The sequence below is a fragment of the Micromonospora sp. NPDC005197 genome, assembly GCF_040608295.1.
Lineage (GTDB): Bacteria > Actinomycetota > Actinomycetes > Mycobacteriales > Micromonosporaceae > Micromonospora.
Genome location: NZ_JBEXHY010000058.1, coordinates 1 through 24,818 on the forward strand (window position 1 = coordinate 1; position 24,818 = coordinate 24,818).

Genomic DNA, 24,818 nt, shown 5'->3' on the forward strand with positions numbered 1-24,818 from the left:
GCCGGCCGGCTCGGCGGCGGCCACACCGGACGCGTCGCTCCAGGTGTCCCACGCCTGGGCGCCCGAGGTGACCTCGACACCCTGCACCACAGTGACGAACCCGGCGGTACGCGACAGGGTGTGCCGGGCGGCGCTGAGGTAGAGCAGTTTCGCCCCCGCGCCCAGCTCACCGGTCGACGGGGCGAACGGGGCGGCGAACGACCCGAGCAGCGCCGCGCCGACGCTGCCCAGCGTGGTGGCCTCGTCGGTCGCCGGCGGGTCGAAGCGCACCAGGTCACCGGGCTTCAGGTCGGGGCGGCCCTTGAGGGTCAGCGTCCACGCCCTGCGCCGCGGTGCGGCCGTGCCGCCGGTCTCGGTGGCCGCGTACGGGTCGGTGTCCTGGGTGCCGTTCTCGGTGCACTCCAGCAGGCCGGTGGCGAGGGTCAGCGGTTTCGGCTCCCCCTCCGGGTACGGGATCGGCCGCTTCCCGACGTGCACGGTGCCGTCGCGGATCAGCAGCATCCCCCGCCCGTACGCGTTGAGCGACTGCTGCAACGCGCCGCCGATACGCTCCAGGGCGGCGCGGTAGAGCAGCCCAGCCCCGAAGGCGACCCGCTCGTCGCCGGCCGCCTCGGTGGCGCCCCGGGTCATCGTGCCGTCGGGGTTGGCGCCCCACCCGGTCACGTCGACCCGGGTCCGGTCGCCGATGGCCTGGATCGCGGCGGTGAAGGTGGCCGCCTCGAACCGTTCGGCGACCCGCTGCCCGAGCCGGGCGTACGCCTGCTCGACGAGGGTCAGCTCGGTGTCGTACGTCCGCTCCCCGGTGAGCCGGCGCACCTTCGTCACCCGCAGCACGGCGACCAGCGCCTGGGTCAGCTCGGCCGGGGTCGGGCCGGTGTTGACGCCGACCAGGTTGGTGAAGAACGCGCCGACGGAGGTGTTGGCGTCGCGCCAGTACAGGTGCAGTTTCGCCACCAGTGGCGGCTGCCCCTCGGCGGTACGCAGCGCGGCGAAGTGCTCGTCGATCAGGCCCTGCACGGTGATCGTGTACGCGCCGGGGCCCAGCCCGTCCGGCAGCGCGGCGTCGATGGCCGCGTAGTAGTCGGCGCTCGACAGGGTGAGCGCGACGTCGGGGCTGAGCCCGGTCGGGGTCTCCCGGTGAAACGTCAGGGTCCAGCCGGCGTCGTTGCCGACCGCGCCCTGGCGCACCTGGCCGGTCTGGAACGGCGTGAGCGTCACCGCAGCACCCTCCGCATCTTCTTGTCGAGCAGGTAGCGGTAGCGCAGCCTGCCGGGGCCCAGCTCGGATTCGACGCGCTGCGCGGGTGGGCGGCGACGCCAGACGAACTCATTGATAGGCGGCGGCCCGAAGGTGTCGACCGCGCGGTCGGCGGGCCGCCACGCCACCGTCAGGGTGGAGCCGTAGTCGCCGGAGCCGCGTACCGTCCCGGCGTGCAGCAGCCAGGCGAGCACCACCACCTCGACGGCGACCGGGGTGGTCCCGGCGGGGTCGACGGGTGTGCCGGCGTCGGGGCAGACCCGCCGCAGGCCGGCGGCGAGCGGCACCGAGCCGAGGATCCGGGTGCCCTGGCGGACGACCAGGCGCAGCGGCACCCGACCGACCAGGGCCGGCGCCCGGGGCGTGGCGGGCGGCGCGGGTCGGGGCGTCAGGTCGTCGGCGGAGCTGCTCACCACGGCGAGGGGGTCAGTGTTCAGCCACTGCCGGGCCAGGCCGGTGGGCAGGATCAGCACCGCGTGCACGCCGGCGCCCAGCTCGACGCGGTGCGGCAGGCCGGCGGTGAGGCTCTGCCGGACCTCGGTGAACCCGGGGGGCACCTCGATGGGCGTCTCCGGCAGCAGGTAGCGGTCGATCGGGAACGGTGGCATCAGTTGCCCAACCCGTCGGCGAGCGCGCCGACTCCGATGCTGGCCACGTCGAGCAGCTTGCCGAGCAGGCTGGGACGGGGCACGTGGACGAGGGTGATGGTGGTGTCCAGGACGTCGCGGCGGGCGGCCGAGGCGTTGAAGGTCAGTGACTGCACCTGCATGTCGGTGCGGATGGTCATCGAGGTGACGAGGATGAGCCCGCCGAACTTCCCCCCGGAGTACGCCGCGAGGGCGGTGCCCCGTTTGCTCGCCTCGGCCATCGTCTCCAGGGCGAACTTCCAGGCGTAGCGTTCCGCGCCGACGAGCACCCCGGTGAGGGTGATGGTGTCGTCGTGGGTGGCCACGATGGCCTTGTGCGCGGTGGAGCCGATCGGCGGCAGGTGGTAGGTCTGCGCGAGGGAGATGGCGGTGACCGCCCAGAGCGGGATCGGCAGCACCCCGTCGCTGATGATCGCCGACGGGACCGTGCCGTAGCGCATGAAGCTGCTGGTGATGGCCATGCTCAACGCCCTCCGACGGGTGGCAGCGGCACCGGCGTACCGGTGGGTTCGACGGCCAGGCCCAGGTCGCGCAGCGCCTGGGTGATCTCGCGGACCTCGCCCGCGGCGCTGGTGACCCGCAGCCGCAGCCGGCGTTCCTCAAGCGCCGCGCTGATGCGCGCGGGTCGGGTGGACGCGGAGCCGCGCCGGTTGATCCGGTCGATCTCGGCGGCGGCGTCCTCCATCCGGGAGATCGCGTCGAGGATGCGCGGGTCCGGGGTGAAGCCGGGGTCGTCGCGTTGCAGCCGCGCGATGGCGTCGCGGAAGTCGGCGGCGTCGCGGCGCAGGTTGGTGACCAGGTTGTCGGTGAGCGCGCTGACCCCGGCGACGCTGCTCGCTCGGTGCGACTTGTCGTCGACGAGCCACACCCAGCCGTCGTGGCCGATGCCGACGAGGTCGGTGCCGGCGACCTTGACGTTGGCGTCCGGTCCCTTGAGGAACAGCTCGATGCTGCTCAGGGAGAACGCGGCGCTGTACTCACCGAGGACACCCCGGCCATAGGTGACCATGTCGTGGCGCAGGTAGGCGCGGAAGCCGGGGCCGTCGTCGGCGCGTCCGCCCCCGTCGCGGAAGCGCCGCCACAGGGTGGCCAGGGCCTCCGGGTTGTGCACGGCGAGTTGTTGGGTGAGCCAGACGTCGCCGCCAGCCACCACGGCCCGCAGGTCCGGGTCACCGATGCGGGCCAGGGCGTCGGCGAGGCGGGCGTCGCTCATCTGCAGGCCGCGCGAGCGGGCCCGGCCGAGGTCGTCGACGGCGGTGCGCAGCCGGGCCAGCTCGTCGGGGGTGAGCCGACCGCCGAGGCGGGTCTCCAGATCGGCGACAGCCGCCCGCTTGCCACCCTCGCTCTCGGCGGCCACCGCGCGCCACAGCGCGGCCGGTTCCAGCTCGGCGGCGCGGCGCAGCGCCGCCTGCCGGTCCGCCGGCATGGCCCGGAACGCGTCACCGACGATCGCGGCCGGCTCGGTGTGCCGGCCGGCCGCGCCGCCGCCGCCGTCGAACTCGCGCAGCAGCGAGTCGGCGTACGCGCCGGCGTCGTCGGCCAACCGCAGCGGCGCGTCGCCGACGATGCCCTCGCGAGGTCGGCTCAGCTCGCGCATCTCGGTGCTGAGCTGGTCGAAATACTCCCCGAGGGTCGCCACCCGCACCCCATCGGGCAGGGTGCCACCCTCCAGCACATGGTCGAGGATCGCGGCGATGTTGTCCCGCAGGACGGCGATGCGTTCCAGCCGGTTGAGCGCGTTGCCCAGGTGCAGGTCGCCGACGTCGTCGACGATGCGGCGGATGAGGTGCTCCAGCAGCCGCCGGGACCGCACCTCGCCGGCCTCGCTGTGCTCGGCGATGGTCCGCATGAACCGGCGCAGCCGGGGGTTCGCGTCGGCGGCTGCGTGCACGGCGGCGGCGTCGAGGAACCGGCCGGCGCGGAACCGGCGGGGCCCGGTCACGGCCGCACCACCGGCACGCGCGGGCCGGACGCGGCGGCGTGCTGCGAGTCGAGCACCATGAGGATGAACCGGGCGCCCTCCGGGCCGCCGACCGCGCCGCTGAGCATCGCCTCGCGCTCCACGTACGCGAGGATCGGCTCCATCAGCTTCTGCACGACCCGTTCCAGCACCTCGTTGAGCAGGATCTCGGTGAGGAACGCCTGGAGCAGGTCGCGGGAGGCGGCTTCGACGATCTGTCGGGTGACCCGGCGTACCACGTACCCCCGGGCGGCGCGCAGCCCCGCGCGGACGCCGAAGCGCAGCGCGACCCGGCCGCCGCGCACGGCCGCGCCGCCGATGGTGCCGGCCTCCGGGATCAGCGACATCGCCAGCCCGAGGTACGCGGCGAACAGCTCGACCTCGACCTCGGTGCGGGTGAGCACCAGCTCCGGGTCGAGCATCGAGGAGTAGAGGCGGGCCCGCTGGTGGGCGTGCGCCACGTCGACGGCGGCGACGGCCACCCCGACCACGAAGCCCAGCGGTGGGCAGAGAATGGACAGCGCGATGATCCCCACCATGATGGCGAACGCGCTCAGCGCCTCCCGGCCCAACTCGGTGTGGAACAGGCTGTCGACGCCGGTGGCGTAGTAGAGGTTACCGCCGAAGAACTCGCCGATCTGCTGGTGCGTGACCAGGTGGATGCCCTGCAACGCGAAGCTCGACCCGGCGATGGTGGCCGACGGGATGTGCTCGCTGATGCGGCTGGACCGGAAGGCGAAGTGCGCATCGGTGCGGGCGCGGCCCAGCATCTCGGTGTTGTTGCGCCGCATGTCCTGCAGCACCCGCCACAACTCGTCGCGGATCGCCGACCGGTTGCCGGCGAAGCGGGCCAGCACGTCGGGCAGGTCGGTGATCTGCTTGACCAGCGGGTCGACGCCCTCGGCCTCGCCGCGCTGGATGACCAACGCCTGTTCGATGTCGGCGAGGGTCCACAGCACCGCGTGCGAGTCGCGGATGCGCGTGACGCCGTCGCGTTCGACGATCTCGCCGGCCGCGCCGGGGCTGGTCAGGGCGGCCTCGGTGGCGAGGAACGCGGTGGAGATGGCGCGGGCTGCCCCGTACCAGGCGGTGGACGGGTTGGCCATGCTCACCGTGGCGAGGACGCCGCCGCCGGCGTCGGTGTGCTCGGCCGTCCACCGCGCCGCCTCGTGCCGGCGCAGCCGCTCGCGCAGCCCCTGCAGTTCGGCGTAGTCGGTGAGCTGGGAGACGATCAACCGCTCGAAGATCGGCGCGTACTGGTCGAAGTGGGCGATCCGCGCGTTGATGCCGGTCTGCGAGCTGAGCAGCAGTTGCACAAGCATGGCCTGGCTGCCGACGATGAACAGCTGCCCCACCGCGGCCTTGACGGCTGGGCTGAGCGCCTGGACGAAGTGCAGGTTCCAGGAGGCGGACGAGTCGATCCAGCCACCCTGGACGCGGGCGAAGTGCTCGGGCTGGCTGTAGCGGCCCATGACCAGTTGGGCGAGGTGGTCCAGGCGGGGCACCACTCCGGCCAGGTGGCGCAGGAACTGCACGGCGGGCGAGGCGACCGGCCGGAAGTCCAGCGGGCCGAGCCCTCCGGTGCCCTCGGGGACGGGCCGGGTGAACGCCTCGCGTTCGGCGGAGCCGACCAGCAGGCTGATCGCCGCGGCCCGGCCGCGCAGCACGGCGGCGGCCTGGAGGCAGAAGTTCGCCGGATAGCGGCACGGCTCACCCATCTGCAGCCGGAACGCGATGTCGTCCATCAGCCGACGCAGCTCGTCGCCGTCCGGCCCGAGCGCGGCCAACTCCGGCTCGCCGTTGAACGGCGCGCAGGCGGGCATCGTCGAGTGCCCGCCGCCGACGACGGGGAACCGACTGCCCTCGGCGCCGGCCGGCGCGCTCGGGCTGCTCGGGTCGAAGACGAACCCGCCCCGCCGGCCGCCACCACTGCCGTCCCCGCTGCCTCCGGTGCCGCCGTCCGCCCCGGTGCCCGTGCCGCCAGCGCCGCCCGACCCACTGCCGGACCCGGTGCCCGTGCCCGCGCCGGTGCCGGTGCCGGTGCCGGTGCCGGTGCCGGTGCCGGTACCCGTGCCGGTGCCGGTGCCGGTACCCGTGCCCGCGCCGCCGGGTGGCGCGTTCGGGTCCGGCGGGGCCGCCGGGTGCTGCTCGATGGTGATCGGCAGCAGGTTGGCCGTGCCGGTCCAGTGCAGGGTGGCGTCGGTCTCCTCGGTGCCGACCAGCAGCAGGGACACCCCGCCGATGCTGACCACCACCAGGCACGTCGGCGTCGCCCCGCCCACCGAGGCGAGGATCGCGTCGACCCGCCGGGTCACCTCCGCGTCGACGGCCCGCTCGATCTGCGCCTGGTACTCCTGGGCGCTGGTGGTCTCGCCGCGCGGCGAAGCGGTCCGCAGCCGCTGCCGGATGTCGGCGCTCAGCTCCTCGTCCACCATGGCGACCAGGGCGCTCCGGTCGGCGACCGGCCGCCGCTGCACCGTCCCGGGCTGCGGGCTGGGCACCCGCTCCTCCACCTCGAAGTGCGGCTGCGGGGTGGCCCGGAACACCGTCTCGCCGAAGCGCTCGAAGGTCAGGACCGACAGTGGCGTGGTGGTCACCATGATCGCCCAGACCGGACGGCCGTCGGGGCCGACCACCCGCGCGATGATCCCCTGTGGTGCGCCGGAGGGCAGGCCACCGTGCTGGCGTACCGCCTCGCGGGCCAGCTCGGCGAAGTGATCGGCCAGGTAGGTGGCCGGTCGCAACAGCCACTGGTAGGTCACCGGAGGCGGCTCGTCTCCGTCCACCGGCACCTCGGCGGCGTCCCCGCCGTCGTCGTAGGACGGCACCCGGTAGACCGCGAGGAGGTGGCGCATCCGCTGCGGGTCGAACAGTTCGGTCGCCGGTCGGCTCAGCGGCGCGGCCACCCCGGCGGGCAGCCCCGGATCCAGCCGCGCCGCGGCGACCACCTCGTCGACGCGCCGGCGCAGCCGGGCCTCGAAGGCCCGCCGGTCGTCCGGGGACACCCGCTCGGCGGCCGGGCCGGTCCACCGGAAGTCCGGCGCCGCGGCGCGCACCTCCAGATAGCCGCCGCGCGGCGCGACCACCTCCTGCCGGGAGCGTTCCAGGGCGCGGGCCAGGGCCGCGGCGAGCGCGTCGGTCACGGCCGCCGGCCGCTCGGTCACCGACCGGGCGTCCAGCCGGATCCGCACCGGCACGTGCACCGAGATGGCCACCGTCAGAACCGCCCGTCCAGGTGCTCGGCGAGCCGGGCCAGCGCGAGGTCGGCGAGCGCGTCGGCGTCGAGGGCGCCGCCGGCCGCGACCACCTCGATCTCCACCGGGAAGTGGTACGCGATGACCGCGCGATCGTCCTCGGCCACCTGCTCGGCCTCCGCCTCGCTGCCGGCCGCCGGCAGCACCAGCTCACCCGCGTGCACCAGGGCCAGCCCGGTACGGGTGACCCGGGCGGCGCGGCCAGCTCCGGTCGCCATCTGCTACCTCCGGTTCCTCGTCGGTCGGTTACGGCAGAACGGACGGGTCGCCGGTCTTCGGGTCGACCGAGGCGGCCAGGCTGAAACCGCTGAAGGTCGCCGCCGGGGCGCCGGAGATGGTGGCGGTGGTGGGTGTCGCGCTGGTGATCAGGCAGTCCCGCAGCACGAAGGACGAGAACGCCCAGTCGTCGCCGGTGTGCTCCAGCAGCGCGATGTCGAACAGCTCGCCGTCGAGCGCCAGCTTGGTGAGCCGGCCGGCGACATCCCCGATCGCCTTGACGGTCATCGTGAAGTTCATCGACACCGGCGCGTGGATGACGCCCATGTGGGTCACCTCGCACGAGTGCAGCGCCTCGACGTTGAGCGAGAAGGACGGGCTGAACGAGTCGATCGGGCTGATCAACACCGTCTCGGTGCCCTTGGTGTACTGCACCGCGAGGCGGGTCTTCCACTCCATGGTCTGGTTCCTCCGGTCAGAACTTGGCCACGAGCGTGACCAGCAGGCGGCTCACGGCCGGGCCGTACGTGACGGTGACGACCAGGTCGACGGTGCGGTCGGCCCGGGCGGCGGTGACGATCGAGGTGTCGGTGGCGGTACGGGCGGCCTCGGGGATGGTGAGGATGTCGAGCACCGGGATCTCGACGCGGTAGTCGTCGATCACCGCCTGCCGCTTGAGTGGGCCGAGGATGCCGTCCACCTGGGTCTTGAGCAGGGTCATGCCCGGCTTGGTGATGCGGGCGTCGCCGACCAGGCCGATGAGACCTGCGCGGAGCATGAACTCGATCTGGTCGAGGGTGCGGACCAGGTCGACGTGCAGCAGGCTCGCATCGGTGGTGAAAAGCCGCCCGTCGGCGAAGTGCAGGCTCTCGCCGGTGATCAGCGTCGGGTCGATGATCGGAGTGAGGTTGGCCTCGGAGAGGCCCTTGATCTCGGCCGGGCTGTACTGCTTGGCCACCGGGATGGCCACCCCACGGATCTTCTTCAGCACGATGCTGTGGTGCACCGGCAGGCCGGCCACGGCCGCCATCGCGGCGGTGGCGGCGTCGCCGTCGGCGCCCCGGGCGGCGATCATCACCATCCGGCTGGTGCTGCTCTTGAGTGGGTTCGCCGCGGTGGTGATGTCGGCGACGTAGCTGGGGCCCTTCTCGGTGGCCGGGTTGACCATGGCGAAGCCGATCCGCCGCTGGCCGGCGGCCGACATCGTCTCCACGTGCGCCTTGAGCGCCTGCAACCCGGTGGGCGCCCCGGCTCCGGCCGGGTTGCCGACTGTCGACTCGTTGGCCAGCGACACCATGGTCACGTCGTCGGCGGCCTCCAGACCGCCGAGCGCGGCGGCGTAGTCGTCGCCGGCCACCTTGACCCCGTACACCTTGGCCGGCCGTGGGTCCTGCAGGAACGCCAGTTCCAGCGAGTTGTAGAGGGCGTTGCGGACCACGTTGCCGGCCTGCCGGCGGGCGAAGTTGGTGACCGCGTCGTCCAGGGTCTCGATCCGGACCGGCGTGTTCGCCGGGGCGGAGCCACCGTCGGCCGTGGACGGCGCCTTGCCCACCACGGCGATGACGCCCGGCGAGCGCTGGGCCAGCGGCGCCGGTGGCGGCACGATCCGGACCTCGATGAACGGGAATGCTGCTGTCGGTGCCACTGGTCCTCCCGGACGAAGTTGCTGCTGGTCTGGGTTCTCAGGTCGTCACGGCGGCCAGTCCGATGCCGCTGCGGGCGAGCCACTGGCCGGCGCGGGCGAACCGGGTGGCCCGCTTCTGCGCGGCGGTGCCGGCGTCGCCGCCGGGCCAACCGTCGTCGTCGAACGTCTCGATGGGGACCACCCAGACGGCGACCACCCGGTGCCGCCGCCGGACGTCGTCGGGTGCGGGCACGTCCAGGCCCAGCTCCTCGGCGCGGGCCCGGACCAGCCGCGTCTCGACGAGCAGGTCGGCGAGGGAGAAGCCCCGGTCGCGGATCAGCACGGCGGCGGCGAACGGCAGCGGACGGGGTGTGGGCGGCGCGGCCGGCGGCGCCGCGTAGCGCAGCCGTACGGTGGCGCCGGCGGTCTGCCCGCGCATCCGCGCCACCAGGTCACCCGCGTTCGCGGCGCCGACGCCCGCGAGCAGCCGGTCCAGGTGCGCGTCGGTGAACGCGGCCGGCTGGTGCAGGCCCGCCCGCAGCCGGGCCACCAGTCGGGTGCGACGCTCGGTCTCCAACAGCGCCGGGTCGGTGGGCAACGCGCCGAGGTCGGCGATGATCTGCGGGTCGACGTCGAAGGCCGGCACCGCCACGTCGAGGTCCTCGACCCGGTCCCGGGCGAGGCTCGTGCGCACCACCAGGCTGCCCCGCCAGAGCGCGTCGATGCGCAGCGCCGACCCGCCGAGGCCGTGCAGCCGTACGCGCAGCTCGGTACGGGTGGTGCCGCCGGAGCCCAGCCACTCCCCCTCGGCCAGCGTCGCGGGCGCGGCGGCGAAGCCGAGGGTCAGCTCGTCGAAGACCGCCGCGTACGGGGGCGCGACCGGCATCGCCTCGGTGTCGTACGCGGCCTCGACCAGGTGGGCCAGCGACGCGTCGTCGAAGACGGCGGCGCGGGTGCCCGGATCGGCCAACCGCACCAGCACCCCGTCGACGAAGTCCACCGCACCGGCCTCCCCGCTGCCCCTGCCAGGGCACGCCGCCCGGCTGGGCACGAGGATCGCGAAGGGGCCGTCACCCGAGCGTCACCACCACCGTCACCGTGCCCCGGCGAGGGCCGGACTGTCGGGAACTGAGCACCCACACAGTCAGCGGCGGCTTGTCGACTGACCGTCCTCGGCCGGGCTGGCGTTGTCTCGGCGGGAGGCACGATCCGGCGCGCCCGGCGCCGTCCGGCCTCGGTCACTCGTGAGAGCGACATACCTCAGAGTCATATTCATTCCTCAGAGTCATAACGCTCATTGGAGTAACCACCCCGCCGGCCGTCACCGACCGCGACATTCCGTACGTGCCTCCCGATCCGGCCGGGGCGACGCCTCGAGGGCCGGCCGAGTGCGACCGGCCGGCCCTCGGGTCGGTCAGAGCCGGTAGAAGTCGGTGTAGTGGTTGGGCGAGAACCAGGTGGCGCCGCTGCTGCGATTCACCACGATCCGGTACGCGTCGCGGGCAGCGCCCTGGGTACGCGGGTACACGTCGTACTCGTAGTAGGTGGCGTTGGTGGGCAGTTGACCCTCGTTGTTGTAGAACCGGCCGCCGGCGAAGTTGGACAGCCCGCCGCTCCAGGAGTACCAGCCGCGGCTGGTCGGGAAGCCCTTGGCGGACCAGCCGGAGCGTGCGGTGCGCGCGTCCGCGCAGCGGCTGACGGTGCAGGAGCTGTAGACCGCCGCCGACGCGGAGTCGGTCAGCCGTGGGGCCACCACGGACGGGCCGACCAGCGCGGCGGCGACCATGGTGAGGAGCAGGGCGAGGGTGGTGGTACGCCGGCGGATCGCGCCGAGCGTGGCCAGCGGGGACACGAGGGTGGACACAGGCTGCCTCCAGACCATCCGATCCATCGATCCGCGTGATTGGCGGACCGGAGTCAGTCTCGCCGTTGCCGGCCGTCAGCAACAGCCCGCGCACCCCAACTGCTCCACAATGCTCGATGAACCCCGGACCATCGGTCCCCCCACCAGCGGGGGCAGCGCGAGCATCCCGACGCCGACCCGACCTGGGGCCATCGGCGCGGCTACGGGCATATCGGTCATCGGTTGTTAGCGTGACATGCGGATCGGTGACCGTGAAGGGGTGCCATGACGGACGCTCCCGAGGAGAGGCCGAGGCCCGCGGACCTGTGGCGTCGGCGGGGCATCCGTGGGCTGACCATCGCCCGGGACGTGAGTGTCCGGGGTTGGCGGTGGTGGGCACGGACGTGGGATCGGCTGGTGGCCGCGCTCCAGGACGAGGCACCCGTCGGAGCCGGGGCCGGACCGTCCCCGCCGGGTCCGCTCATCGAACAGCGCGACGCGCCCCGGCTGATCGCGGTCCCCTCTCGCGGGTACGTGTACTCGTTCTACGTCCGCGCCACGTTCGCCTGGTCGTCACCCGCGAGCCTGCGCGCCGAGGTGTTGAGCTGGTACGTGCAGTACTTCCAACCGAACGCCATCCAACGGCTGACCCGGCTCGCCGCCGACGCCGCCCGGGACCTGCCGCCGCACCGGGCAGCCGATCTGGAGGTGGCGTTGCAGCGGGCGCTCGCCGACGATCCCGAGTGGCGCTACCAGCGCGGTGACGTCCTCATCACCTGCCGACCCGACGCCGCCGTCCGGCTCGACGAGCGGATCATGCCGGCGCTCCAGCCGCACGTCGACCGGATGGTGAAACTGGAGTACCAGTTCGACGAACAGTTGCGCAGGGCGACGTACGCCGAGGAGCTGAGCCGACGGTGGACGACGATCCTGGGCGACCACCTCGACGCGGACGCCGACCAGGAGGTGGCCGACGCCCGCCAGCACCTGCTCGCCGCCCAGCGGGAGGCCGCGCGGTGGATCGGCGAACTTCTTCATCTCCGCGCTACCAAATCTTGATCGGGTCGGCATAGACCTTCATGCCGATTGTTCCCGATCCGCGCGTTCTGCCATGATCGCCAACGCTGGCCCGGCTGGCTAGCATCCTCCCGTCCACCTCCGAGTAGCACCGCATCCCGCTCATGATCACTTGATGCTGAGCAGTTGTCAGGGGCTCCGGAGAACTGGTCAGCATCGAGTGATCATGAGCGAGCGCGGCGGCTGGCGAGGATTGCCAGGGTCTGCTGGCGGACCTCGGCGGGGTTCGCCAGGAGGCGGCGGTGGGTGAAGCGGACGACGAGGATTCCCCTGGTGGCCAGCAGGGCGTCGCGGCGGAGGTCGACCTCGCGTTCGACCGGATCGCCATGGGTGGTGGCGCCGTCCAGTTCGACGTTGACGCGCTCCGCCTCGGCGAACATGTCGAGGTAGATGGTTCGGGCACCGACCCGTACCCGCGCCTGCCGGGTGAAGGTGGGCATACCCGGACCCGTGAAGACGTGGTCGTGACCCCAGATCTCAAGCGGGCTGCGGCAACCGGCGGCGAGCCGATCCAGCAGACCGCGCAGCGCCGCGCGATCGGCCAACCGGGGCACGTCGGCCAGGGCGACGACGAGCCGCTGTGGCGTGGTGAGCCGGTCGTTGACCGCCCTGATGAGGGGCCCGGCGCGGTCGACCGGTGGCAGCAGCGGCCAACAGTCCACCAGGGTCCGGTCGAGCCGCGTCACCGGCAACCCACCCCGTACCACCACCTGCGGCGGCCCGACCGCGAACCCGGCGCGATGGCGCACCACGAGATGCGGCCGACCCCGCAGGCCCGATCCGGCGGGCAGATCGAGGTGTACCGGCTCACCAGGTGGCTGGCGGCGTAGGCCCCACACGTCGAGCGCGGTCAGTCGACCGAGCGCGCCGCAGCCGTCGGCGTACGCGAGGGCTGCCCGGCGTGCCAGCTCGGGCTCGATCCGGGCCAGGATCGGCACGTCCGCGCCCGTGCTCCGGATCAGGGTGGCGTCCAGGTAGACCCCGGGCAGCGGGCGCACCAACCGACCCGCCCGCCGGGCGGCCTGAATCGTCCACTCGGGTGCCACTCGCACCACGTCTGACCAGGTGCACAGCCCACCGCCCCGAACCAACAGGGCACGCAGTCGCGGATCCACAGGCTCGACCGTGCCGCACCGAGTCGTCGACCATTGCCTGTGCGGGCACCGCTGTGGACAGTGCAGGGGCCTGTGGACGGCACACCACTCCGCGGATCCCCATGGTATGCGGTGGTGATCCGTCCGGGCCTGCCCGGCCGTCGCCGCGCCGTCCGGGTCGGTCGTGGGAAAGAGCATGAATGAAGAAAGACGTTCGTCGGACGGGATGAGATCGTGGCTGCGCGGCGCCTGTCACGTCGCCCCGCACGGGCAGTCGTCGCCGGCAGAGGCGTCCTCCCGGTCGGGCCGGTTCACGGCTGGAGGGCAGATCACCATGGCGCACATCGATCTGGGGATCGACGAGAAGGAGTTTCCCGGCGTCACCGGCCCGATGCGGTACCGCCCGGAAACGGCGAAGCCGCTCAACGAGTTGGCCGAGGTGCTGCTGCGCGCCCCGCACACGCTCCCGCGCGGCGAGCGCGAGCTGATCGCCGCGTACGTCTCCGGGCGCAACGAGTGCACCTTTTGCTGCGCGTCGCACTCGGCGTTCGCCGCCGCGCAGCTCGATGAGGGCATGACCCTCGTCGACCAGGTACGCGCGGATCTCGACACCGCCCCCATCTCGGCCAAGCTGCGGGCGCTGCTGCGCATCGCCGGCGCGGTGCAGATCAGTGGCCGCAACGTCACCACCGAGCTGGTCGCCGACGCCCGCGCCGAGGGCGCCACCGACCTGGAGATCCACGACACCGTCCTGATCGCCGCCGCGTTCTGCATGTTCAACCGGTACGTCGACGGGCTCGGCACGTTCGCGCCCGAGGGCCAGGAGGCCTACGCCGGGATGGCACACCGGATCGTCGACGTCGGCTACGGGTCCGCGGCTCGTACACCGGCAGTCTGAGCACAACCACGGGTGACCGCACCCCGATCCCCCTGCGATGGTCGACGGGCACGCCTGATGAAGCCCGTCGGCCGTGCGGTTGGAGGGATCGATGGACCGTCCCCGCTTCCTGCTCGACGCCGCCCAGCGGCTCCGAGCTGACATGGTCGACCGGCTGAGCACACTCGTCTCCTGCGAGTCGGCACCGGGCTCGCTGCCTGAGCTGGAGTCCTGTGCCGACCTTCTCGCCGACTGGGGGGAGGACGTGCTCGGCCGGCCCGCCCACCGGGTCGTGATCGACGGCCTGCCGCACCTGCTGTGGCCGGCCGTCGACCAGCGCGTGCTGCTGCTCGGCCACTTCGACACCGTCTTTCCGGTGGGCACGATCCGGTCCCGGCCCTTCGCCGTCCGCGGGGACGTGGCGACGGGGCCCGGTGTGTGCGACATGAAGGCCGGCATCGTGCAGATGTTCACGGCCCTGAGCCTGATCGAGGACACCTCGGCGGTCGGCGTGCTGCTGACCTGCGACGAGGAGAGCGGGTCCGGCACGTCGCGGCACCTGATCGAGCGCGCGGCGCGGCGCTCGGGCGCGGTTCTCGTCTGCGAGGCGGCCACCCCGGACGGGCACCTGAAGGTGGCCCGCAAGGGTGGCTCGGTCTACCGCCTCACCGTCTCCGGTCGGGCGGCCCACGCCGGCGTCGAACCCCAGCGCGGAGTCAACGCCACCGTCGAGGTCGCCCACCAGGTTCTCAGCCTGGGCGCGCTCGGCGCGGCCGACAGCGGCGGCACCTCCGTCACACCGACAGTGCTCTCCGCCGGCACCACGACGAACACGGTGCCCGAGCGCGCCAGCGTGGCCGTCGACGTCCGGGCCTGGACGAGGGACGAACTCGAACGCGTCGACCACGCCATTCGCGGGCTCGTCCCGTTCCTGCCCGAGGCGACGTTGGCCGTGCAGGGTGGGATCAACCGCTACCCGATGGCTCCGGAGCTCGCGCGGCCACTGCTGGAGGTGGCCCAGTCGATCGCCCGCCGGCTGGGCATCCCGCGCCTGACCGGCGCGTACGCCGCTGGCGCGTCCGACGGCAACTTCACCGCCGCGCTGGGCGTACCGACCCTCGACGGACTGGGCGCGGTCGGTGGCGGAGCGCACGCCGCCGACGAGTACATCTGCCTCGACCGGATGCCCGAACGGACGGCGCTGCTCGCCGGACTCGTCGACGCGCTGTCCACGATGGATCATTTCGGGCCGCGACTCATCGACGACATCCCGTAACGTGCTTCTCGCCGGTGCGTGACCGGCAGCGAGGGGTCGGCTTCGGCATGCCTACGGGACAGCACTCGGAATCGCTCATTCCCCCGCTCGGCGTCGAGGAGGAATTCCTCGTCGTCGACGCCGACCGGGGCGAGGTCGTACCGGAGGCGGCCACCGTCGTCGACGGCGCGCGAGCGACGCTCGGCCCTCGGGTCGGCGGCGAGATCACCCGGTTGCAGATCGAGACCCGCACCGACCCGTGCCAGAGCCTCGACGACCTCGCCGCGCAGCTCGTCGAGGGCCGGGCCGCCATCCAGACCGCGGCCCGTTCGGCGGGTCTGCGGGTGATCGCCAGCGGCTCGCCGGTGCTGGGCCGTGCCGTGCCGCCGCCGCTCACCGAGGGGCCGCGGCAGGATCGGGGCACCGCCACCTTCCGTGGGCTGCACGACGAGCTGGCGATCTGCGCCGTGCACGTCCACGTGCAGCAGCCCGACCGGGACCGGGCCGTGCTGATCGGCAACCACCTGCGCGCACACCTGCCGGTGCTCCTCGCCCTCTGCGCCAACTCGCCCTACTGGGCGGAGCGCGACACCGGCTACGCGAGTTGGCGCAGCGTCACGTGGGGGCGCTGGCCGGTGGCCGGCCCGCCGCCGTACCTGACGTCCGCCCGGCAGTACGACGACCACGTGGACATGCTCCTCGACGCCGGCGCGCTGGTCGACCACGGCACGATCTTCTGGGACCTGCGCCTGTCCACACACCACCCCACGCTTGAGGTACGGGTGGCCGACGTCCCGGTCACCGCCGCCGAGTCCGCGGCGCTCGCTGCCCTGGTGCGGGCCCTGGTGGTCGCCGCCGGGGAGGCCGTGGACCGGGGCGACGAGGGCCCGCGGCTGGCTCCCGAGCTGCTGCGACTCGCCTACTGGCGGGCCGCCCGCGACGGGATGGGCGGCCACGGCGTCGACGTCGGCACGGGCCGGCTGCTGCCCGCCGCGGCCCTGGCGGAGCGGCTGGTCGAGCGTGCCCGGCCGGCGCTGGACGCGGCGGGTGACCGCGAACGGGTGGAGGGCTGGCTGAAGTGGCTCGCCGCGGACGGCGACGGCGCGACCCGTCAGCGTGCCGCCCAGGCGGTGCGCGGACGTCTGACCGACGTGGTCGACGAGCTCGTCAGCCGGACCGCCCCCGACCTGCCCGCCTGCGAACAGGGCACGCCTGCGTAACGACAGGCGGCGTCGGCTCCGCGATGCTGGAGGGACCGGAGACCGGCACCGTTTCGTCAGGGAGGCCACAGGTGAACGACACCGACCTGGTACCCAGGGTCCCCGTCCAGCATCACCGCCGACCGCCGGCCGACATGGTGCGCGAGGCGGAGGCGTTCGCTCAGCGGATGGCGCAGCGCCGGTCAGTGCGGGACTTCGCCAGTGACCCGCTGCCCGACGGGGTCGTCGAGGCCGCGATCCGGGCGGCGTCGACCGCGCCCAGCGGCGCCAACGTGCAGCCGTGGCGGTTCGTCGTCCTGACCGACCCGGCCCGCAAACGCCGGCTGCGCGAGGCCGCCGAGGCCGAGGAACGGGCGTTCTACGACCGCCGCGCCTCGCCGGAGTGGCTGGGTGCGATCGCCGGGCTCGGCACCGACTGGCGCAAGCCGTTCCTGGAGACCGCTCCGGCCGTCATCGTCGTGTTCGAGGTGCACCAGGGGCCGCACAGCCCGAAGCCGTACTACGTCAAGGAGTCCGTCGGCATCGCGGTCGGCCTGCTGATCACCGCGCTGCACCACGCCGGCCTGGTCACACTGACCCACACGCCCAGCCCGATGCGGTTCCTCAACGAGGTGTGCGAGCGACCTGCGGAGGAGCGCCCGTACGTCGTGATGCCCGTCGGTTATCCCACCCCGGACGCCCACGTCCCCGACCTGCCCCGCAAACCCCTCGACGAGATCATGATCCGCTGGTGAGGTCCCCGGTCAGGAACTCGACCAACGGCTCGACGTGTCGGTCCGGGCGTCGCCACTCGGCGAGCAGATCCTCCAGCAGGTGCTGTTCGTGGACGAGTTCCGTGCCGCGGTAACGCCGGATCACCGGGTGGATGAAGGCGCTCTCCCGGGCCCGGTCGGGGGTCGGGTGCCGGTCGATGGCGAAGACGTCGCCGTAGTCGTCGCGGCCCCACCACAACGCGAGCGTGTACCACTGCGTGGCCGCCGCGAAACGCTCCACGGCGTAGTCCTCCGGCAGGTCCTCGTAGTGGTGGATGTCGCCGGTGGCCTCGTCACGGACGAAGACGTCGCAAAGGTACTCGAACTGGGTCCACAACGCCGAGGACCAGTTGACGCGGTCGAGCATCAGCTTGGTCAGCGACACGGCGTCGGCCGGCGTCGTGGCGTACGACAGCGGCACGGCCTCGTAGCGCTCCCGCAGGATCCGGGTGAACGTCCGGAGGTTGTACCGGAAGCCGTCGATGAACGGCGACGACGCGTGCTTCGCGTCCCGCGCCTGGGCGATCGTGCCGGCGAAGTACAGATCGTCGATTGTGCTGGACTGCCAGTCCGGGCGTAGGCCGGGCATGCGGCCGTCGCGCACCATCTCGGGTCGGGACGTCTCGTCGAACATCGTCGTGTCCATCCGGAACCCGGTGCACCGCAGCACCGTGTGGTAGTCCAGTTCGGCGGTCTCCCCCTCGGCGTGGGTGTACGTGATCGACACCCGGAACCGCCCGTCGACGGGCCGGATCTCGTCGATCGTGCAGTCCAACACCGAGTGCAGCGTCTTGAACTGGTAGCTGTCGAGGATCGCGCCGTACTGACCACGCACGTCCCCGGGGTGCTTGGTGTTCCACGCCAGTCGCAGGGGCTGCCGGCTGGCGAGGTGCACCATCGACGCTCGGCCGAGGATGGCCGACGCGGTCTCGAAAGCCGAATTGCCCTTACCGATGATCAGGACCCGCTGACCGTCGTACGCCGTGGGGTCGACGACCATGTCCTCGTACCCGATGGCATGCTCGATGCCCTTGATGGCCGGCACGAAGGGCCGGCCCCAGCCCGTCGCGACGACCAGGCAGCGCGCGCGCACCTCTCCCTGGTCGGTGCCCACGACGAAGCCGTCGCCGGTCCGGGTGATCCGCTCGACAGTCGTGCCGAAACGGATGTTGAGCGCATGGACCCGCTGGAACTCGGCGAGGTAGCGCACCAGGTCGTCAGCGGCCGGCAGGTACTCCTCGCTGAAGCGCGGGAACAGCAGGTCCGGGGAGTCGTTGAGCAGCGAGTTCCAGTCCCAGCGCAGGCGGATCTCCGGATCGGTGCTGTCGGTGTGCACCTTGTTCAGCGAGATGAGCCGGCGGTGGCGCGGGAACCGCCGGAAGAAACCGCCGGGCTCGTCGCCACTCTCCAGCGTCAGGTAGTCGGCGCCGTGCTGCTGAAGGTAGTAGCTCAGTTGAAGGCCGGCGGGCCCCGCCCCGACGATGACGTACCGGTGTTCACTGCTGAGCATCCTGCGGCCCTTCGACGGAGGGGTGAATCCATCGACCATGGGATGCCAAGCGATATGTGTCAATGCCGTTCGTCATCTTCCCGGGAACGCGGAGAGGGCCGGTCGTACCGGAAACCCAATGCCTTCCGGGAGTCCCGATCCGCCTTGTAGGCGGCGCCGAGCGCCAGGTTGATCGCGACCCGTTCCGCGGTGTCGTCGAAACCCTCGATGTCGAACGCCCGGAACAGCTGGATACCGTCTCCGGGCCCGTTCCGGACCTCGATCCGCCCGTCCACGTCGATGTAACTGGACGCCGTGACAGAGCCCTTCTCGAAGACGTCGTTCGGGCCGGCGACCACGGATTTGTCCACGACGCTGGTCAACTCGTGCGGAGCCGCGAGGAGCTGTTCCAGCCGGGACTGGGCTCGCCGTACTCCCGCAGCGTCGTCGGGCTCGAACACCCACAACCAGATCCCCTCCGGGCGGGCGTTCCAGCAGATGAGTTCGGGCCCGGCGAACGCACCCTCGACATCGCACGTCACGAGCGCGTCGGGGAAACGCCGTCGCAGCTCAGCCACCCGTGTGGCGAGGCCGCCCGCGTACGCGGCGTGTTCCGAGATGTCCCACGCCACCTACGGCTCGCGCATCCAGGTCTTCGGGTCGGTCACGAAGACGCCCTTGCCCTGCTGCCGCCGGATCACCCGCAGCGCCTCCAACCGGGCGTAGGCCATCTGCACAGTCCCGTGGCTGACGTCGTATCGCACACGTAGTTCAGCGATAGAGGGCAGCTTGTCCCCCGGCTTGACTTTCTTCGACCTGACATCGGCGATCACATCATCGGCGATGCGCCAGTAATCCGGCACTTCTCGCATGGCACTCCTCGCGTGGCAACCCGATTTGATCACACCGCGACGCACCTAACAAGCAGCGTTGACTTAACTAGCATGTCTAGATATGTTGGAGCGGAGCCGGTCCTCGCGTGGCAACGAGTGCGGCTCATCCCCTCGGTCGGGGCGGGTGCGTGTGCCCGTCCCGACCCCACCACCGCGATCTCGCGCTCCCGCCTGCTCTCAGAAAGGACTGTCGTGGCTCAGGTGTATCGAGGTGGCCGGCCCTACCCCGCCGGCTACGCGGCCCGGTTGACCCCGTACGAGGTGCGGACCCGCGAGTTCGCCGCGCATCGGCGCGGCGTCGACCCCGTGGAGGTACGCGAGTTCCAAGCCCGGGTGGCCGATGAGCTGGGCATGCTCAACGAGACGGTACGGCTGCTCAGCCGGGAGAACGACCGGCTCGGACGGGCACTACGGGACTGGCAGACCATGCACGCGCGGGAGTGCCGGCCGCCGCACGAGCAGCATCCCAACTCCGGCCACTGGTGACCGCGCGCCCCTCCCCAGGCGACCTTCTCGTCATCGACGGTCGAGCCTCGGTGCAGTTCGCCGGGGACCGCGCCCTGACCTTCCGCGTCGTGTCGGTGTCGAACCAGCCGACGTACGAGGGCTGGGTCTGGTTGACGGGCTACGTCCTCGACCGCCGAGGCGACGCGACCGTCAAGCGCGAGGTCTTCGTACAACTCGCCGGTCTCCGGACTCCGAAAGGCACCGGGGAGATCCCCTCCACGGTTCGTCACACGTCGTCGACGCGTACCGTGCTCTCGGCCGGTACGGTCGTCCGGCCGGCGAGCGCCTGACGTAGCGCGGCGGACTGCTCCACCGAGCCGCCCCGGACGCCGAGGCTCCGTCGGGCCGCCCGGTAGTAGCCGTCCCGGGCCTCGTTGACCCTGTCCAGTTGTGCCGAGATGTCTTCCGGAACTTGGACGATCCCCCGGGCCAGCCGCTCCAACTGCCAGATCGCGTCCCGCCAGGCCGCGGCGGCGAGCACCGTGGGCTCGTCGCCGAGAAGCAGCAGGTTCTCCCAGACGATGGTGCGCCGCGCGTCCGACTCGGCGAGCCGGGCGAGGCCCTCCTCCCGGTCGATCGGGTGGCTGTGCGACCCAGGCCGCAGGTGGGCCGTCATCCGCAACGCCACCGCGTGACTCTCCTTGAGGGCGTGCGCGAACTCGACGTACGCGTCGAGGCGTCGCTCGTCCCAGCGCACGTTCTGGCTACGACGCCAGCGCGCGCGGTCGGCGAGCGAGGTGGCGAGGATCGTGCCCAAGGTGCCGACCAACACACCGAGGAGCGCCGGAAGCTGCGTCAGGAACGTGCCCACGACGCCGAGGCTGCCGTACCGGGGTGGGCTGTGCCAACCCGCCGCCGGCGGACGGGACGCGACGAGGGGGCACTGTCCGTCCTGCTGCCGGTCGGGAAACGTGACCTGATTGAGGGACGTCGCGGTGGCACCCGCCGTCCATAGTGGTGGTCGGTCACCGATGTCGCACAGGACGGACAACCGATGAAGACGGTAGCGAACCTGGGCCGGACGGGCATTTCATCGGTCCCCGCGGACCTGCTGGAGCGGACCGAGCTTGAGGTGCTGTCCCTGTACGGCAACGAGATCCGCAGGCTACCGCCCGAGATCGGCGCTCTGGGGCAGCTGGAGAAGCTGGACCTCGCTGGAAACAGGCTGAGCAACCTCCCGCGCGAGATCGGCGAGCTGAAGCGCCTCCGCGAGCTGGATCTCGGCGGAAACCGGCTCACGGTCCTGCCCGAGGAGCTTGGTGCGCTGCCCGATCTGCAACTGCTCGACCTGCGGGGCAACCTGCTCAAGACCCTCCCGACGAGTCTCGCGCCGCTGCTGATCCGGGGTCAGCTGACGATCCGGCTCGACGACAACCCGCTGGACCAGGCCCTGATCGAGACGCTGCGTCGTGGGGACGCCGCGCTGGGGGCGTACCTGCAGAGCCTGGGGGACGGGGCTCCGCAGTACGAGGCCAAGATCCTGCTGGTGGGCGAGGGGAACGTCGGCAAGACGTCGCTGGTGGGCGCGCTCAACGGCGAGCAGTTCGTGAAGGGGCGTCCGACAACGCACGGCATTCAGATCCGGGAGTTGGTTCTGCCGCACCCGTTCCTGAACGAGACGTTGACGCTGCGCACCTGGGACTTCGGTGGCCAGGAGATCTACCGGGTGACCCACCAGTTCTTCTTCAGTCGACGCGCCATCTACCTGCTCGTCTGGCACCCACGCGAGGGCCAGGAGCAGGGCGAGGTGGAGGGCTGGCTGCACCGCATCCGACTGCGGGTGGGAACGGAGGCCTCGGTGATGATCGTGGCCACCCACGCGGACGAACGGCGGCCGGAGTTGGACTTCCCGCGCCTGCGGGAGCTGTTCCCGGGCATGATCGCGGGCCAGTACGCGGTGGACAGCGAAACCAACCGCGGCGTCACGGCGCTACGGAGGGCCATCGGCGACGAGGCGGCACGGCTGCCGCAGATGGGCCAGTTGACCAGCCGCCGGTGGGCCAGCGCCCGGGACGAGATCCTGGCGCAGGCCGGTGCCCAGCCGCAGATGTCCTTCGAGGACTTCGCCGCGATCTGCCGCCGTCACCGGGTCCGCGACGACGAGGTCGTCCACCTTGCCGAGTTGCTGCACGACCTGGGCCAGGTCATTTACTACGGCGACGACGACGGTCTGCGCGACATCGTGATCCTCAACCCCGAGTGGCTGACGAAGGCGATCAGCCACGTGCTGGAGGACCACGGCGTTCGGGCTGGCGACGGAATCCTCGAACACCACGAGCTGCGGCACATCTGGCGTCCGCGCGACGACGGCCTGTCGTACAACCCGGTCCACCACCCGTTCTTCCTGCGGTTGATGGAGAAGTTCGACGTCTCGTACCGGCTAAACGACGGTGACCGGAGCCTGATCGCCCAGTTGGTCCGGTACGAGCGCCCCCGGCTGCCGTGGGAGGCGACACAGCCGGTACCGGACGGTATCCGGGTGCTGCGGCTCACCTGTGAACTCGGCGAGAGCGCGCCGCCGGGCCTGGTCTCGTGGATCACCGTCCGCCACCACGACGCGTCGACGGGTCGGCACTGGCGGCGAGGCGTGTTCCTGCGCCATCCGATCGACACGTACCAGTCCGAGGCGCTGGTGGAGTTGCAGGCCGACCACAGGTTGGCCATCGAAGTCCGCGCTCCGTCGCCCGATCTCTTCTTCAACGTGCTGCGGGACAGCCTGGAGCGCCTCCTCACCACGCGCTGGCCGGGCCTGCCCTTCAAGCTGTTCGTACCGTGCCCGAGCCGCGACGCCGACGGCGTGGCCTGCACCGGGCGTTTTCCGCTCGACGGGCTGATCAAGTTCCGGGAGCGTTCGACGCGTCCCGGCCCGGTCCAGTCCGTCGGCCTGTTCGACGTGACCCCGGCGGCCGGGACGAACCGGCCGGAGGTCGTACTCCCCTGCCTGACCTGCCAGCAGGACCACGACGTCGCCGGCCTGCTGACCGGTTTCGTGGCGCCGCAGCCCTTCGGCGCGGAGCTGAACCGGCTGGAACGACGGCTCAGCACCCTCAGCCAGGAGGTCGGCCTGATCGGGGACCATGTGGCGGAGACGGCGTCGTTCGCCGCGGACACGGCCCACCACCTGCGCCGACTGGTGCGGGCCGTCGGCACGGAGGTGACCGACTGCCCGCGGCTGTTCACCGTCGCCACGATCCCGCCCATCGGCTGGCGTCGTCTCTCGTTCGGGCAGCGGTCGATCCGGATCACCCTCTGGTGCGAGCAGCCCGGCGAATGGCACACCTGGGACGGGGCCAGCTACGAGCTGACCCAGCCGCGCGCCTGGCTGGAGAAGGCCGCGCCGTACCTGAACCTGGTGTTCAAGACCCTGCGCCTCGTGTATCCGGTGGCGGCCTCGGTGGCCGGCTACGTCGCGCCCAACCTGGAGCACGCGCAGCGGGAGTTGGACCTGATGAAGAGTCTGATCGACTCGTTGCCCACGTCGCTCGCCGAGGACGCGCTGGCCGCGCCGCCCGAGTCACGGCACGCCCTGACCGTGGCACAGGGCGCCGCCCTGCGCTCGTTCAAGGTGCTGCTCATGGAGTTGGACGCCGTACGGACGTTTGGTGGGCTCGGCCGGGTGCTGACGTCCACCGGGGAGTTCCTGTGGGTGTGCCCGACCCACCGACGCATGCACGACCCAGGTCTGCCAGTGCTGCCCGCCTGACACCGCGCCGCCCCGATCGGTGGCAGCTCAGCAGAACGGCACGCGGCGTGTCGAATCGCTCAGCTGCCACCGATCACGGGCGGCCGCAGATCCCGGCGCGTCGCGAGGATCGCCAGGGTCTCCCGGCGTACGTCGTCGGCCTCGTTGACCAGCCGGCGATGGGCGAAGCGGACCACCAGGATTCCGACGGTCGCCAACAGAGCGTCCCGGCGCAGGTCGGCCTCCCGTTGGCGGGGGTCGCCAGGGGTGGTGGAGCCGTCGAGTTCGATGTTGACCCGTTCCCGCTCGGCGAACATGTCGAGGTACACGGTGCGGCGCCCGAGACGCACCGGCACCTGCCGGCGGAACTCCGGCATGGTCGGGCCGGTGAACACGTGCTCGTGGCCCCAGATCTCCAGCGGGCTACGGCTTCCCTCGCCGAGCCTGGTCAGCAGGATCCGCAACGCTGCCCGGTCGGTCAGCTTCGGCTCGCTGCTGAGGGCGACCGCCAGCCGCTCCGGGGTGGTCAGCCAGTCGTTGACCGCCCGGATCACCGGCGCCCGTCGCTCGGCGGACGGCAGGATCGGCCACGAGTCGACGATGGTCTGCTCAAGACGGGTCACCGTCAGCCCTCTGCGGACGACCACGTGCGGCGGCTCGATGACGAGGCCCCTGCGTCGGTGCACCACCACTCCCGGGCGCGTCCGTAGGCCAGCGTTGATCGGTGCGCTGAGGTGCAGTGGCTCGTTGGCAGTCGGCGCGTGCAGGCCCCATGCGGCGAGCGCGCTGACATGGCTGAGTGTCGCGCACCCCCGTGCCCACGCGAGAGCCGCGAGCGGGGCCACGCCCGGGTCGAGCTGCTTCAGGACCGGGATGCCCGGCCGACTGTCCACCAGGTGCGCCGCCACGAAGACCTCCGGCAGCACCCGTACCAATTCACCGCCGCGGCAGGCATGCTCCAGCGCCCACTCCGGCACCACCTGGGTCACCGCCGCGCGGGTGACCAGCCCTCCGGACCGTTTCACCAGTTCCCGCAGCACCGAGTTCACACCACGCACCGTGCGGCTCCGCCCCCGAGGGCCGCAAGGACCCCCGTCGGCCTCTGTGGACAGCACTCCCCATGTGGAAAACCCCCACGTGCGCCCACGTTCTGCTAGCCCGCGATGATCGG

At 71.9% G+C, this 24,818-nt stretch carries 23 protein-coding genes; 7 read left to right on the forward strand and 16 right to left on the reverse strand.

The features are described 5' to 3' along the window. From ABZU46_RS19255 to ABZU46_RS19300, 10 genes are all read right to left on the reverse strand, one after another. A partial coding sequence (locus ABZU46_RS19255) for a hypothetical protein (RefSeq protein WP_354859581.1) occupies positions 1 to 1,218 on the reverse strand: 1,218 nt, incomplete at its 3' end. Next, positions 1,215 to 1,865: a hypothetical protein gene (locus tag ABZU46_RS19260; protein WP_354859584.1), complete on the reverse strand. Its 651-nt coding sequence runs from the start codon at positions 1,863 to 1,865 to the stop codon at positions 1,215 to 1,217. The genes ABZU46_RS19260 and ABZU46_RS19255, both read right to left, overlap by 4 nt. Then, positions 1,865 to 2,365: a hypothetical protein gene (locus tag ABZU46_RS19265; RefSeq protein ID WP_053659787.1), complete on the reverse strand. Its 501-nt coding sequence runs from the start codon at positions 2,363 to 2,365 to the stop codon at positions 1,865 to 1,867. The genes ABZU46_RS19260 and ABZU46_RS19265 overlap by 1 nt, the downstream gene beginning before the upstream one ends. Before the next feature lie 2 nt (positions 2,366 to 2,367). After that, positions 2,368 to 3,846, reverse strand: coding sequence for a hypothetical protein (locus ABZU46_RS19270; protein WP_354859587.1), 1,479 nt, complete (start codon positions 3,844 to 3,846; stop codon positions 2,368 to 2,370). Continuing rightward, the gene (locus ABZU46_RS19275) at positions 3,843 to 7,079 is read right to left on the reverse strand and encodes a hypothetical protein (RefSeq protein WP_354859589.1); all 3,237 of its coding nucleotides are present in this window, start codon (positions 7,077 to 7,079) and stop codon (positions 3,843 to 3,845) included. The genes ABZU46_RS19270 and ABZU46_RS19275 overlap by 4 nt, the downstream gene beginning before the upstream one ends. Positions 7,080 to 7,081: 2 nt before the next feature. After that, on the reverse strand, positions 7,082 to 7,336 hold the full coding sequence (locus ABZU46_RS19280; RefSeq protein WP_088989350.1) for a hypothetical protein: 255 nt from the start codon (positions 7,334 to 7,336) through the stop codon (positions 7,082 to 7,084). Between the two features lie 28 nt (positions 7,337 to 7,364). After that, complete coding sequence (locus ABZU46_RS19285) at positions 7,365 to 7,793, reverse strand: hypothetical protein (RefSeq protein WP_234582446.1); 429 nt, start codon at positions 7,791 to 7,793, stop codon at positions 7,365 to 7,367. A 16-nt stretch (positions 7,794 to 7,809) separates the two neighbouring features. Beyond that, positions 7,810 to 8,979 (reverse strand): hypothetical protein, encoded by a 1,170-nt coding sequence (locus tag ABZU46_RS19290; RefSeq protein ID WP_354859592.1) that lies wholly within the window; start codon positions 8,977 to 8,979, stop codon positions 7,810 to 7,812. A 37-nt stretch (positions 8,980 to 9,016) separates the two neighbouring features. Beyond that, a complete protein-coding gene (locus ABZU46_RS19295) occupies positions 9,017 to 9,958 on the reverse strand; it encodes a hypothetical protein (RefSeq protein WP_354859595.1) in 942 nt (313 codons plus the stop codon). A 414-nt stretch (positions 9,959 to 10,372) separates the two neighbouring features. Further along, positions 10,373 to 10,822 (reverse strand): ribonuclease domain-containing protein, encoded by a 450-nt coding sequence (locus tag ABZU46_RS19300; protein WP_354859597.1) that lies wholly within the window; start codon positions 10,820 to 10,822, stop codon positions 10,373 to 10,375. A 264-nt stretch (positions 10,823 to 11,086) separates the two neighbouring features. Here ABZU46_RS19300 and ABZU46_RS19305 point away from each other — a divergent pair, with 264 nt between their 5' ends. Beyond that, on the forward strand, positions 11,087 to 11,860 hold the full coding sequence (locus tag ABZU46_RS19305; protein WP_354859599.1) for a hypothetical protein: 774 nt from the start codon (positions 11,087 to 11,089) through the stop codon (positions 11,858 to 11,860). 182 nt (positions 11,861 to 12,042) lie between these two features. Here ABZU46_RS19305 and ABZU46_RS19310 read toward each other — a convergent pair whose 3' ends face one another. After that, complete coding sequence (locus ABZU46_RS19310; protein WP_354859601.1) at positions 12,043 to 12,924, reverse strand: DUF559 domain-containing protein; 882 nt, start codon at positions 12,922 to 12,924, stop codon at positions 12,043 to 12,045. Positions 12,925 to 13,306: 382 nt separating this feature from the next. On the opposite strand from ABZU46_RS19310, the gene ABZU46_RS19315 reads away from it, so the two are divergent. The 4 genes from ABZU46_RS19315 to ABZU46_RS19330 all read left to right on the forward strand — a co-directional run bounded on the left by ABZU46_RS19315 (position 13,307) and on the right by ABZU46_RS19330 (position 17,058). After that, positions 13,307 to 13,870: a carboxymuconolactone decarboxylase family protein gene (locus ABZU46_RS19315; protein ID WP_354859603.1), complete on the forward strand. Its 564-nt coding sequence runs from the start codon at positions 13,307 to 13,309 to the stop codon at positions 13,868 to 13,870. 91 nt (positions 13,871 to 13,961) lie between these two features. Continuing rightward, complete coding sequence (locus ABZU46_RS19320) at positions 13,962 to 15,125, forward strand: M20/M25/M40 family metallo-hydrolase (protein ID WP_354859605.1); 1,164 nt, start codon at positions 13,962 to 13,964, stop codon at positions 15,123 to 15,125. Between the two features lie 47 nt (positions 15,126 to 15,172). Continuing rightward, positions 15,173 to 16,324, forward strand: coding sequence for a glutamate--cysteine ligase (locus ABZU46_RS19325; protein ID WP_354859606.1), 1,152 nt, complete (start codon positions 15,173 to 15,175; stop codon positions 16,322 to 16,324). A 134-nt stretch (positions 16,325 to 16,458) separates the two neighbouring features. Then, entirely contained in the window at positions 16,459 to 17,058 is a 600-nt protein-coding gene (locus tag ABZU46_RS19330) for a nitroreductase family protein (protein WP_354859643.1), read from the forward strand. Here the strand turns inward: ABZU46_RS19330 and ABZU46_RS19335 are convergent. From ABZU46_RS19335 to ABZU46_RS19345, 3 genes are read right to left on the reverse strand one after another with little or no spacing between them, the layout of a single operon-like run. Next, on the reverse strand, positions 17,042 to 18,586 hold the full coding sequence (locus ABZU46_RS19335) for an NAD(P)-binding domain-containing protein (protein WP_354859608.1): 1,545 nt from the start codon (positions 18,584 to 18,586) through the stop codon (positions 17,042 to 17,044). The two genes, ABZU46_RS19330 and ABZU46_RS19335, sit on opposite strands and share 17 nt — an antisense overlap. Positions 18,587 to 18,645: 59 nt before the next feature. Beyond that, positions 18,646 to 19,197, reverse strand: a complete 552-nt coding sequence (locus tag ABZU46_RS19340) for a hypothetical protein (RefSeq protein ID WP_354859610.1) — start codon at positions 19,195 to 19,197, stop codon at positions 18,646 to 18,648. After that, the gene (locus ABZU46_RS19345; RefSeq protein WP_354859612.1) at positions 19,198 to 19,437 is read right to left on the reverse strand and encodes a winged helix-turn-helix domain-containing protein; all 240 of its coding nucleotides are present in this window, start codon (positions 19,435 to 19,437) and stop codon (positions 19,198 to 19,200) included. Between the two features lie 213 nt (positions 19,438 to 19,650). Between ABZU46_RS19345 and ABZU46_RS19350 the strand changes: the two genes are divergently transcribed. Further along, the gene (locus ABZU46_RS19350; protein ID WP_354859613.1) at positions 19,651 to 19,944 is read left to right on the forward strand and encodes a DivIVA domain-containing protein; all 294 of its coding nucleotides are present in this window, start codon (positions 19,651 to 19,653) and stop codon (positions 19,942 to 19,944) included. A gap of 247 nt (positions 19,945 to 20,191) precedes the next feature. Here the strand turns inward: ABZU46_RS19350 and ABZU46_RS19355 are convergent, their stop codons facing one another. Continuing rightward, positions 20,192 to 20,776, reverse strand: a complete 585-nt coding sequence (locus ABZU46_RS19355; protein ID WP_354859615.1) for a hypothetical protein — start codon at positions 20,774 to 20,776, stop codon at positions 20,192 to 20,194. Between the two features lie 183 nt (positions 20,777 to 20,959). On the opposite strand from ABZU46_RS19355, the gene ABZU46_RS19360 reads away from it, so the two are divergent. Next, positions 20,960 to 23,668: a COR domain-containing protein gene (locus ABZU46_RS19360; protein ID WP_354859618.1), complete on the forward strand. Its 2,709-nt coding sequence runs from the start codon at positions 20,960 to 20,962 to the stop codon at positions 23,666 to 23,668. Positions 23,669 to 23,727: 59 nt separating this feature from the next. Here ABZU46_RS19360 and ABZU46_RS19365 read toward each other — a convergent pair whose 3' ends face one another. After that, complete coding sequence (locus tag ABZU46_RS19365) at positions 23,728 to 24,705, reverse strand: DUF559 domain-containing protein (RefSeq protein WP_354859621.1); 978 nt, start codon at positions 24,703 to 24,705, stop codon at positions 23,728 to 23,730. Between the last annotated feature and the right edge of the window lie 113 nt (positions 24,706 to 24,818).